Raw genomic sequence first — 11587 nt, 5'->3', positions numbered from 1 at the left:
TGGGCGCGGTGGTTGGCGTGGGCGCGGTGGGCGCGGTGGTTGGCGTGGGCGCGGTGGGCGCGGTGGTTGGCGTCGAGATCTTGGTAGGTTCCGGCCCCTGGAGGGGCCGTTTCTCACCAAGATCCGACGCGGAGCCGGCGGCGGCCGGGGACGCCGCGTCGAGGGCGGCGGGGAGGGCAGCCAGGAGGGCGTCGGCCTGGGCGACGGTGAGGATCAGCGGCGGCGCGAGCCGTACCACGCCCGGCTGCACCGGGTTGACCAGGAAGCCGGCCTCGCGCAGCGCCTCGGCGAGCACCTTCGAGACGGGCGCGGCCAGCACCACGCCGAGCAGCAGGCCGGCGCCGCGTACGTTGTCGACCAGCGGGTGGTCGAGCGCCTCGATCCCCCGGCGCAGCCGCTCGCCGACCCGCTTGACGTGGTCGAGCAGCCCCTCGCTGGCGATGGTCGACACCACCGCGAGGGCGGCGGCGCAGCTCACCGGGTTGCCGCCGAAGGTGGTGCCGTGCGAGCCGGGCGCCAGCAACTCGGCGGCGCGGCCGAAGGCCAGGCAGGCGCCGATGGGCAGCCCGCCGCCGAGCCCCTTGGCCAGGGTCACCACGTCGGGCTCGATCCCCTCGGCCTGGTGCGCGAACCAGTGCCCGGTACGCCCGACGCCGGTCTGCACCTCGTCGAGCACCAGCAGCGCGCCGTGCCGGGCGGTGATCCGCCGCGCGGCGGCCAGGTAGCCGGCCGGCGGGACCACCACGCCGTTCTCGCCCTGGATCGGCTCCAGGATCACCATCGCGGTGGCGTCGCTGACCGTCGCCTCCAGCGCGGCGACGTCGCCGTAGTCGACGTGGGTCACCTCGCCGGGCAGCGGGCGGAACGGGTCAGCCTTGGCCGGCTGGCCGGTGAGAGCGAGCGCGCCCATCGTCCGGCCGTGGAAGCCGCCCCGGGTGGCGACCACGTGCGTGCGGCCCGTCAGCCGGGAGAGCTTGAACGCCGCCTCGTTGGCCTCCGCGCCCGAGTTGGCGAAGAAGACCCGTCCCGGCCGCCCGGCCAGGGCCAGCAGCAGCTCGGCGAGGGCCACCGGAGGTTCGGCGACGTAGAGGTTCGAGACGTGCCCCAGAGTGGCGACCTGCTTCGACACGGCGGCCACCACCGCCGGGTGGGCGTGACCGAGGGCGTTGACCGCGATGCCGCCGACGAGGTCGACGTACTCCCGGCCGGCGTCGTCGACCACGACGGCGCCGGAGCCGGCGACGAGGGCGAGCGGCGGCGTACCGTAGTTGTCCATCATGGACTGCGCCCAGCGCTCGACGAGCGTGCTCATCCGGCGATCGTGCCTTCCTGGTTGGCGGCGGCGGAGCTGGCAGGCCCGCTCCGCGCGCTGACGTTGTCCGGTTCGTTCGCGACTGCGGGGCCGGGTCGCTCCGCTCCCGCACTCCTCGCGCTCACGGCACCCTCTCCGTTCGCGACTGCGGGGCTCGCAAGCTCACTCCTCGCGCGAACGACCATGGTTCCGAATCCTTCCGAGGTGAAGACCTCCAGCAGCGTGGAGTGGGCGACCCGGCCGTCCACGACGTGCGCGGCCGGCACGCCCTGCCGCACCGCCCGCAGGCACGCCTCCATCTTCGGGACCATGCCGCTGGACAGCGACGGCAGCAGCGTCGCCAGTTCGTCGACCGTGATCTCGCTGATCAGGCTGTCGGTGTCGGGCCAGTCGGCGTAGAGGCCCGGCACGTCGGTGAGGACGACCAGCTTGCGGGCGTCGAGGGCGACGGCGAGCGCGGCGGCGGCGGTGTCGGCGTTCAGGTTGTGCAGCACCCCGTCGGCGTCGGGCGCCACGGTGGAGATCACCGGGATACGGCCGGCCCCGATCAGGTCGGTCACCGCCGAGACGTCGACCGACTCCACGTCGCCGACCTGCCCGACGTCGACCGGTTCCCCGTCCACGTACGCGGGCCGCCGCACGGCGGTGAACAGCCCGGCGTCCTCGCCGGAGAGGCCCACCGCGAATGGGCCGTGGGCGTTGATCAGGCCGACGAGTTCCCGGCCGACCTGGCCGACCAGGACCATCCGGACCACGTCCATCGCCTCCGGGGTGGTGACCCGCAGGCCGCCCCGGAACTCGCTGGCGATGCCCAGCCGGCCGAGCATGGCGGAGATCTGCGGGCCGCCCCCGTGCACCACGACCGGCCGCAGGCCTGCGTAGCGCAGGAAGACCATGTCGGCGGCGAAGGCCCGCTGGAGCTCGGGGTCGACCATGGCGTTGCCGCCGTACTTGACCACGACGGTCGAGCCGGAGAAGCGGGCCAGCCAGGGCAGCGCCTCGATCAGCGTGGCCGCCTTGACCTGGGCGCGGGCGAGGTCGGTGGAGAGGCTCATGTCGAGTAGGCCGAGTTCTCGTGCACGTACGCGTGGGACAGGTCGTTGGTCCAGATCGTGGCCTCGGCGGCGCCGGCGTGCAGGTCGATGCGGATGGTGACGTCCCGGCCGGTCAGGTCGACCTTCGACCGGTCCTCGGCGGCGGCTCCGGAGCGGCACACCCAGACGCCGTTGACGGCGACGTCGACGCCGTCGGGCTCGAACGCGGCGGCGGTGGTGCCGACGGCGGCGAGGATCCGGCCCCAGTTCGGGTCGTTGCCGAACAGCGCGGTCTTGACCAGGTTGTTGCGGGCCACCGAGCGCCCCACCTCGACCGCGTCGTCCTCGCTCGCCGCGCCGACCACGTCGATGGCGATCTGCTTGGTGGCGCCCTCGGCGTCGGCGATGAGCTGCTGGGCCAGGTCGTGGGCGGCGGCGGTGACCGCGGCGGTCAGCTCGGCCGGGGTCGGCGCGATGCCGCTCGCGCCGCTGGCCAGCAGCAGCACCGTGTCGTTCGTCGACATGCAGCCGTCGGAGTCGATCCGGTCGAAGGTGACCCGGCACGCCTCCCGCAGGGCGGCGTCGAGGGCCTCGGGCCCGGCCACCGCGTCCGTGGTCAGCACGCAGAGCATGGTCGCCATCGCCGGGGCGAGCATGCCGGCGCCCTTGGCCATGCCGCCGACGGTCCAGCCGCTGCCCCGGGCCACCGCCGTCTTGGGCCGGGTGTCCGTGGTCATGATGGCCTCGGCGGCCGCCGGGCCGCCGTCGCGCGCCAGCCGGCGGATCGCCGAGCGTACGCCGGGAAGCAGCTTCTGCATCGGCAGCCGCTCGCCGATCAGGCCGGTCGAGCAGACCGCCACGTCGGCGGCGCCCAGCATCAGCCGTGGGCTGGCCGCGGTGAGCGCGGCGGCGGTGTGCTCGGCCGTGGCGTGGGTGTCCTGGAAGCCGGCCGGGCCCGTGCAGGCGTTGGCGCCGCCGGAGTTGAGGATCACGGCGCGCGCCACGCCGCCGCGCACCACCTGCTGGGTCCAGAGCACCGGCGCGGCCTTGACCCGGTTGGCGGTGAACACGCCGGCGACACCGGCGTCCGGGCCGTCGTTGACGACCAGCGCGACGTCGCTCGCGCCGCTGGTCTTGAGCCCGGCGGCCACCCCGGCCGCCCGGAACCCCCGCGGAGTCGTGACACTCATGGTGCAATCCCCCAGGTGGAAAGGCCCGTCGTCTCCGGCAGGCCGCACATCAGGTTGGCGTTCTGCACGGCCTGGCCGGCGGCGCCCTTGCCGAGGTTGTCCAGCGCGCTCAGCACGATCATCCGGCGGGAGTCGACGTCGACCGTGGCCTGCAGGTGGCAGGAGTTGGAGCCGAGGGTGGCGGCGGTGTGCGGCCAGGCCCCCTCGTGCAGGACGTGCACGAAGGGCGCGTCCGCGTACGCCTCGGCGAGCACCGCCCGCGGGTCGACGCCCCGGGCCGGCACCGCCGTCACGGTGGCGAGGATGCCCCGGGGCATCGGCGCGAGCACCGGGGTCAACGACAGCCCGGTCGCGCCGGTGGCCTGCTTGATCTCCGGGACGTGCTGGTGGGTGCCCACGCGGTAGGGCGACAGGTCGCCCATCACCTCGCTACCGAGCAGGTGCGGCTTGGCCGCCTTGCCGGCGCCGGAGGTGCCGGAGGCGGCGACGACCACCACGTCGGCCGGGGAGGCGGCGCCGGCGGCGATCAGGGGGGCGAGGGCCAGGATGATCGCGGCGGCGTAGCAGCCGGTGTTGGCGACCCGGGTGGCACCGGCGATCAGCTCCCGCTGGCCGGGCAGCTCGGGCAGGCCGTAGGTCCACGGCCCGGCGTGCGTGCCGCCGTAGTAGTTGGCCCAGGCGTAGGGGTCGGCGAGCCGGTGGTCGGCGCCCAGGTCGACGACCCGGACCTCGGGCGGCAGCTGGGCCGCCAGGGCCGCCGACTGGCCGTGCGGCAGGGCCAGGAAGACCAGGTCCGCGTCGGCCAGCGTCGCCGCGTCCGTCTCGCCGAGGACCAGGTCCAGGCCGGCGAGCTGCGGGTGTACGACGTCGAGCCGGTGCCCGGCCTGGCTGTGCGCGGTGGCGGCGACCAGCTCGAACTCCGGATGCCCGGCGACCAGGCGGATCAGCTCGCCGCCGGCGTAGCCGCTCGCCCCGGCGACCGCGACTCGGATACCCATCCCCACCTCCGCATGACTATGCAGAGAAGGCTAGCAAGCGACGACACCCGACTGCAAGTTCATGCAGTCGGGTGCATGGGAATGAGACTGGGCCCGCTCGCCGCTCCCAGCCACGTATGGAGCCGGGGAACGACGAGGGCTCCTCCCACACCGGCGGAAGGAGCCCTCGTCGTCACTCAGGCGCCGCGCAGGGTGGCGCCGAAGCGTTCCGCAGCGCGGGCGACCGCCGCGTCCCGGGCGGCCACCGCCTCCTCGACGGTCAGCGTCCGGTCCGGGGCCCGGAAGGTGAGCTTGTACGCCAGCGACCTGCGCCCCTCGCCGAGCTGCTCCGAGGCGTACACGTCGAACAGGCGCACCTGCTCCAGCAGCCCGCCGGCGCCCTCGACGAGCGCCTGCTGCACCTGCGCCGCGGGCACCGAGGCGTCCACCACCAGCGCCACGTCGATCAGCGCCGGGGGGAAGCCCGAGACGACCGGCCCGGACGCCACCGGGGCGGCCGGCAGCGCGTCCAGGTCCAGTTCCATGGCGCTGGTGCGCCGGGGCAGCTCCAGCGCCGCCACGACCGCCGGGTGCAGCTCGCCGGCGTGCCCGACCACCGTGCCGTCGACCAGCAGCTCGGCGCAGCGGCCGGGGTGCCAGGGGGCGTACTCGGCGGCCCGGACCTCGATCCGGTCCACCGGGACGTCGGCGGCGGCGAGCACGTCGCGGCCGGCCTCCACGGCGTCCGCCCAGCCGGCCGGGCGGCCCGCGCCCCACCAGCCGGCCGGCTCGACGTCGCCGGTCAGCACGACGGCGACGTGCCGGGGCTGGTCGGGCACCACCGCGTCGGCGGCGGCGAACTCCTCGTCGGTGGGTCGCCGGTCCACGCCCATCGCCGGCGGGCGGCCGGCGTCGGGACGCGGGTGGAACACCGCGCCGATCTCGTAGAGGGCGAGGTCGCGCTGGCCCCGGCCGAGGTTGCGCTTCGCGATGCCGAGCAGCGGGCCGAGCAGCGTGGTGCGCAGCAGCGGCTCCTCCTCCGACAGCGGGTTGGCCAGTCGCACGGCGCTCCGGCGCGGGTCGTCGGCCGGCAGGCCGAGCTGGTCGGCCAGCCCGGGGGCGACGAACGGGTGCGCGAGCACCTCGACGTACCCCCGCTCGGCGAGCGACCGGGCCACGGCCCGGCGGCGGCGCTGCTGCCACGTCAGGCCGCGCCCGGGCGGCGCGGTCGGCAGCACGGACGGCACCCGGTCGTACCCGTCGAGGCGGACCACCTCCTCGACCAGGTCGGCCGGGTCGGTCAGGTCGGGCCGCCAGGTCGGCGGGGTGACGCTGAGCGCGCCCCCGGTGCCGGCGGCCACGCCGACCTCGCCCGGGTCCTCGGCCAGCCGGTCGGCGCCCCGGGCCACCGTGCAGCCGACCTGCTCCAGCAGGGCGGCCACCCGCGCGGGCGGGTAGTTCACGCCGATCCGCTGGCTCGGCAGGTCGGCCGGCAGGACGACCGGGGTACGCGGCCGGACGTGGTCGATGTCGAGGATCTCGTCACCGGCCGCGCCGCCCGCGTGCTCGGTGAGCAGCCGGACCGCCCGCGCGATGGCCACCAGCGGCAGGGCCGGGTCGACGCCCCGCTCCCACCGCTTCGCCGCCTCGCTGAACAGCTTGTGCCGGCGGGCGGTGCGTCCGACCATCACCGGGTCCCAGTGGGCGGCCTCGAAGAGCACGTTCGTCGTCCCGGCGACGACCTCGCTGGTCTCGCCACCCATCACGGCGGCCAGCGAGATCGGGCCGGTCTCGTCGCAGATCACCATGTCCTCGGGCGCGAGGGCCCGGGTGACCCCGTCCAGGGTGGTGAGCTTCTCCCCCGCCTCGGCGCGGCGGACCACCAGCGGCCCGGTGATCCGGTCGGCGTCGAAGGCGTGCATCGGCTGGCCCAGTTCGAGCATCACGTAGTTGGTGATGTCGACAGGCAGCGAGATGCTGCGGATGCCGGCGACGGTGAGCCGCCGCTGCATCCAGCCGGGGGTCGGTGCCGTCGGGTCGACGCCGCGCACGAGGCGGGCGGCGAACCGGTCGCAGCCGACGGTGTCGCGCACCTCGACCGGGTACGCCGGCTCGGCGGTGCCGCCGGGCGCGGGCGCCAGGCCCGGGTCGCGGAACGGCACGCCGAGGGTGTGCGACAGCTCCCGGGCCAGACCGCGGACGCTCATCGCGTACCCCCGGTCGGGGGTGATCTCCACGTCGACCACGACGTCGTCGAGGCCGACGACGGGCCGCGCGTCGTCGCCCGGCTTGGCCGGGGTGTCCTGGGGCAGCACCACGATGCCGTCGTGGTCGTCGCCCAGGCCCAGCTCCCGCGCGGAGCAGATCATGCCGTGGGAGTTGCGCCCGTACGTCTTGCGCGCGCCGATGGCGAAGCCGCCGGGCAGCACGCCGCCGGGCAGGATCACCACGACCCGGTCGCCGGGAGCGAAGTTGCGCGCCCCGCAGACGATCTCCTGCGGCTCGCCGGTGCCGTTGGCGTCGCCGACGTCGACCCGGCAGAACCGGATCGGCTTCTTGAAGCCGGTCAGCTCCTCGATCTCGCGGACCTCACCGACCACCAGCGCACCGGTGACGGTCTCCCGCAGGTCCGCCACGGACTCGACCTCGATGCCGAGGCCGACCAGGGCCTGCTCCAGGTCGCCGGCGGGCAGGTCGGCCGGGAGGTCGACGTACTCCCGCAGCCAACTGACAGAAACTCGCATGACTCAGACCACCGTCTCCATGACTCGTACCCGCATCGCCTACGCCCCGACCCCGAACGCGCGGGTGAACCGCACGTCGCCCTCGGCCATGTCCCGCATGTCGCTGACCCCGTGCCGGAACATCACCGTCCGGTCGATGCCCATGCCGAACGCGAATCCGGAGTAGACCTCGGGGTCGATGCCGCAGGCGCGCAGCACCCGCGGGTTGACCATGCCGCAACCGCCCCACTCGACCCAGCGCGGGCCGTCGCGGTGCTCCGGGAACCAGACGTCGAACTCGGCCGACGGCTCGGTGAACGGGAAGTAGTGCGGCCGGAAGCGCGTCTTCGCGCCCTCGCCGAACATCGCCCGGGCGAAGTGGTCCAGGGTGCCGCGCAGGTGCGCCATGGTGATGCCCCGGTCCACCACGAGCCCCTCCACCTGGTGGAAGACCGGCGCGTGGGTGGCGTCCAGCTCGTCGGTGCGGTAGACCCGGCCCGGCACGATCACGTAGATCGGCGGCTTGCGGGTCAGCATGGTGCGCGCCTGCACCGGCGAGGTGTGCGTACGCAGGACGAGGCCGGAGCCCTCCGTGCCCTCCGGCGCCGCCACGTGGAAGGTGTCCATCAGGCCACGCGCCGGATGGTCGGCGGGAATGTTCAGGGCGTCGAAGTTGGTCCACTCCAGCTCGACCTCGGGCCCCTCGGCCACCTCGTAGCCCATGCCGACGAACAGGTCGCTGACCTGCTCCATCAGGGTGCTGATCGGGTGCCGGGCGCCCCGGGGCCGCCGGTCGTGGGGCAGCGTCACGTCGACGCGCTCCTCCACCAGCACCCGTTGCGCCTGCTCCCGGTCCAGGACCTCCTGGCGGGCCGCGTACGCGGCGTCGATGGCGCGGCGGGCCTCGTTGACCCGCTTACCGGCGTCGGACTTGGCGGCCGGCGGCAGCGCGCCGATCTCGCGGCGGGCCAGCGAGACCGGGGACCGGTCACCGAGGTGCGCCGGGCGCAGCGCGGTCAGCGCGTCCGGGTCACCGGCCTCGGCGAACGCCTTCTCGGCGGCGGCGACGGCCTCGGCCAGGGCGGCCGGGTCGAGCAGGGCGACCTGCTTCGGGTCGTACGGATCGTTGCGGTAGCTCATGGCGTACGGGCACTCCCTCACGGCGGCGCCAGCCCTCACGGGCGGCGAAGCGAGTCTACGGACGCGCGGCTGTGCCGCAGCCCGCCGGTGGGAGTTGTGCGGGGAGCAGGTCAGGCCCGCCGCCCGCCGACACCGGCGGGCTGGCTAAACGAACGCCGTGGCGCGTTCATGGGCGGACGGTCTCCCCTGCGGTCTGTCTCGACGGCCGGGTCACGACCGCCGCTGTGCTCTCGCCGAAGCGTACAGGCAGACGGCGGCGGCCGCAGCCAGGTTCAGGCTCTCGGCGCGCCCGTGCAGGGGCACCCGGACCCGGGCGTCGGCGGCGGCGGTGAGCGCCTCGGGCAGGCCGTGCGCCTCCGCGCCGAAGAGCCAGGCCGTGGGGGCGGCGAGCCGCCCGTCGTCGGCGAGGTCGTCGAGGTCGTCCTCGCCGTAGCCGGTGGTGGCGAGCACGGTGAGCCCGGCGGCGCGCAGCGCCGCGACGACGTCCACCGGGTCGGGCGCGCGGACCACGTCGACGTGGAAGAGGCTGCCGGCCGAGGCCCGCACGCACTTGCCGTTGTACGCGTCGACGGCCTCACCGGCGAAGACCACCGCACCCGCGCCCGCGGCGTCGGCGGTGCGCAGCACGGTGCCGGCGTTGCCCGGGTCGCGGATCCCGGCGAGCACGGCCACCAGGCGGGGCCCGTCGGCCAGGGCCCGTTCCAGCGGCACGTCGAGGTGGCGGCAGACGGCGACGAGCCCCTGCGGGGCGACGGTCTCGGCCAGCACGGCGAGCGCCTCGTCGGTCGCCTCGGAGACGGGCACGTCGGCACGGGCCGCGACGGCGGCCAGGTCGGCGTGCCGGTCCAGGGCGGCGGGCGTACCGAAGAGTTCGGTGACCACCCCCGGGCGGGCCAGGGCCTCGCGGACCGCCTGCGGTCCCTCGGCCAGGAAGCGGCCGGCGGCCTCGCGGTCCCGGCGACGCTGCAACCGGCGGGCGGCGACGACCCTGGGGGTACGCGGGGTGAAGGGGCCGGAGACAGCGTCGAGGCGTCTCCCGCGCGATGGTGACTGCATGGGAGACGCCTCGATCTGCTGGTGCGCGGGGATCAGGCGGCCTGGGCCGCCGCGCCGCCGGTGCCCTCGGCCGCGACCGCGGCCCGGGCCAGCTCGACGATCGCCGCGAAGGCGGCGGCGTCGTTGACGGCCAGGTCGGCCAGGATCTTGCGGTCGACCTCGATGCCGGCCAGGCGCAGGCCCTGGATCAGACGGTTGTAGGTCATCCCGTTGGCACGGGCGCCCGCGTTGATCCGCTGGATCCACAGCTGCCGGAAGTCGCCCTTGCGGTCGCGACGGTCCCGGTAGGCGTACTGCATCGAGTGCAGCACCTGCTCCTTGGCCTTGCGGTAGAGGCGGGAGCGCTGACCGCGGTAGCCGCTCGCGGTCTCCAGCAGGGTACGACGCTTCTTCTGGGCGTTCACAGCCCGCTTGACGCGTGCCATCTCAACTCCTAATTACGTAAGGTGGCGCGCGTCAGCGGCCGAGCAGCTTCTTGATGCGCTTGACATCGGCCTTGGCCAGCACCACGGTGCCGGTCAGCCGACGGGTCTGGGTGGAGGGCTTCTTCTCCAGGTTGTGCCGGAGGCCGGCCTGCTGGGCAACGATCTTGCCCTTGCCGGTCACCTTGACCCGCTTGCCCATCCCCGTGTGGCTCTTCATCTTCGGCATGTGGAACGTCTCTCCCCTGTTACTCGCCGCTGTTGTCGGCGACGGTGCCGGTGTCACCGGCCGCTGCGGGCTCGCCGGCCGGGGCGCCCTCGGCGTCCCGCTCCCGCGGCCCGCCCCGGGTGGCCGTGGCGGCGACCGCGGCGGCCTTGGTGGCGCGGTGCGGCGCGAGCACCATGATCATGTTTCGACCGTCCTGCTTCGGAGCGGCCTCGACGTACCCCAGCTCCGAGATCTCCGACTCGAGCCGGCGCAGGAGCCGGTAACCCAGCTCCGGGCGGCTCTGCTCGCGACCGCGGAACATGATCGTCACCTTGACCTTGTCGCCCGCCTTGAGGAACCGCACCACGTGACCCTTCTTGGTCTCGTAGTCGTGCGGGTCGATCTTCGGCCGGAGCTTCATCTCCTTGATGACGGTCTGCTGCTGGTTACGCCGCGCTTCGCGCGCCTTCAGTGCGCTCTCGTACTTGAACTTGCCGAAGTCCATGAGCTTGCACACCGGCGGGCGCGCCATCGGCGCAACCTCGACCAGGTCCAGGTCGACGTCCGCGGCCAGCTGAAGGGCGCGCTCCAGCGGGACGATGCCCACCTGCTCACCCTCGGGGCCGACCAGTCGGACCTCACGTGCCCGGATCTGCTCGTTCACGCGTGGTTCGACGCTGATGGGGCCTCCTCGAGTCGGAATCTCTACGTGGCCGACCCTTGCGGCTCCCGGGTGGGAGCCGACCCGGAAAGCAGAAGGCCCCGGCGCATGCCAGGGCCCGCTCGACCGGTCGGCACGATCACATGATCGCGCATCCGGTGCCGGGACGTGCCCGGAACCGGTGACCGGACCCGGCCACCGTGGTGGCGACTCGGGTGGGAGCAGGCGCTCCTCTTTCACGGCTGCACGCATGGGCGCGATGCGCACACACGAAGACAGCCTGGTCGACTTGATAAGACTACACCCTCGCCCGGACACCCTCCCAACCGGGCACCCGGGTCAGCGGCCGGCGGCGCCCTCGGTGAGCCGGGCCTGGTGCGCCTGGTGCAGCCGGCGCAGGGCGCGGACCCCCTCGACGGCCCGCTCCTTGTCGGCGGCCTGGAGGGCGACCATCGGCAGCAGGTCGTCGTCGTGCAGCTCCAGGCTGGCCCAGGGCGCGCCCCGGTCGAAGCGGACCCCCCGGACGACCTCCCACGGCAGCTCGTACGAGCCGACGAGGTTGCGCACGCGCACCCCCGACGCGTTCGCGTCGACCCGGGGACGGGTGAAGATCAGGACGGCGAGCGCACCGAGGACGCCGAGCCCGACCATCGCGATCTGGTCGCCCCGCTGGAAGCTGCCGTAGCCGTTGCCCGTCGCGCCGCTCAGCGAGGTGGCCAGCAGGCTGAACACCACGAACAGCACGGCCGCGCAGGCCCAGCAGACCACTCGGATGCGGCGCGGACGCAGGTGGACGGACTCGATTTCGCTCACCCCACCAGTCTGCCACCCGGTCCCGGCCGTTCCCGCGCCGCCACACGTTCC

The 11587-nt window shown here is 74.3% G+C and carries 10 protein-coding genes and 1 pseudogene; all 11 read right to left on the bottom strand.

All coding sequences use genetic code 11. The features are described 5' to 3' along the window. Nucleotides 1-34 precede the first annotated feature (34 nt). Nucleotides 35-1312 (bottom strand): annotated as a pseudogene (locus tag AC0OO9_RS25765) (acetylornithine transaminase); the annotation flags it as partial. Then, nucleotides 1309-2367 carry an acetylglutamate kinase gene (gene argB / locus AC0OO9_RS25760; protein ID WP_484512985.1) on the bottom strand — a complete coding sequence of 353 codons (1059 nt, stop codon included), beginning with the start codon at nt 2365-2367 and terminating at the stop codon, nt 1309-1311. The pseudogene AC0OO9_RS25765 and the gene argB, both read right to left, overlap by 4 nt. Continuing rightward, nucleotides 2364-3536 carry a bifunctional glutamate N-acetyltransferase/amino-acid acetyltransferase ArgJ gene (gene argJ, locus AC0OO9_RS25755; protein ID WP_484512983.1) on the bottom strand — a complete coding sequence of 391 codons (1173 nt, stop codon included), beginning with the start codon at nt 3534-3536 and terminating at the stop codon, nt 2364-2366. The genes argB and argJ overlap by 4 nt, the downstream gene beginning before the upstream one ends. Beyond that, the gene (gene argC / locus AC0OO9_RS25750; protein ID WP_484512981.1) at nt 3533-4534 is read right to left on the bottom strand and encodes an N-acetyl-gamma-glutamyl-phosphate reductase; all 1002 of its coding nucleotides are present in this window, start codon (nt 4532-4534) and stop codon (nt 3533-3535) included. Before argC ends, argJ begins: the two co-directional genes overlap by 4 nt. Nucleotides 4535-4710: 176 nt before the next feature. After that, nucleotides 4711-7257 carry a phenylalanine--tRNA ligase subunit beta gene (gene pheT, locus AC0OO9_RS25745; RefSeq protein ID WP_484512979.1) on the bottom strand — a complete coding sequence of 849 codons (2547 nt, stop codon included), beginning with the start codon at nt 7255-7257 and terminating at the stop codon, nt 4711-4713. A gap of 39 nt (nt 7258-7296) precedes the next feature. Beyond that, nucleotides 7297-8376 (bottom strand): phenylalanine--tRNA ligase subunit alpha, encoded by a 1080-nt coding sequence (gene pheS / locus AC0OO9_RS25740; protein WP_484512977.1) that lies wholly within the window; start codon nt 8374-8376, stop codon nt 7297-7299. 210 nt (nt 8377-8586) lie between these two features. Continuing rightward, on the bottom strand, nt 8587-9432 hold the full coding sequence (locus AC0OO9_RS25735) for a TrmH family RNA methyltransferase (RefSeq protein WP_484512975.1): 846 nt from the start codon (nt 9430-9432) through the stop codon (nt 8587-8589). A gap of 32 nt (nt 9433-9464) precedes the next feature. Then, complete coding sequence (gene rplT / locus AC0OO9_RS25730) at nt 9465-9857, bottom strand: 50S ribosomal protein L20 (protein WP_030335718.1); 393 nt, start codon at nt 9855-9857, stop codon at nt 9465-9467. A gap of 31 nt (nt 9858-9888) precedes the next feature. Then, nucleotides 9889-10083, bottom strand: a complete 195-nt coding sequence (gene rpmI, locus AC0OO9_RS25725; protein WP_007458415.1) for a 50S ribosomal protein L35 — start codon at nt 10081-10083, stop codon at nt 9889-9891. 19 nt (nt 10084-10102) lie between these two features. Then, complete coding sequence (gene infC, locus AC0OO9_RS25720) at nt 10103-10726, bottom strand: translation initiation factor IF-3 (RefSeq protein WP_089000940.1); 624 nt, start codon at nt 10724-10726, stop codon at nt 10103-10105. A gap of 336 nt (nt 10727-11062) precedes the next feature. Then, the gene (locus AC0OO9_RS25715; RefSeq protein ID WP_132240188.1) at nt 11063-11536 is read right to left on the bottom strand and encodes a PH domain-containing protein; all 474 of its coding nucleotides are present in this window, start codon (nt 11534-11536) and stop codon (nt 11063-11065) included. Nucleotides 11537-11587: the final 51 nt, after the last annotated feature.

The organism is Micromonospora sp. USAFONa4 (assembly GCF_057197825.1).
Note: the sequence above shows the minus strand (reverse complement) of the source record. Positions and strands in the feature narration are given on the sequence as shown.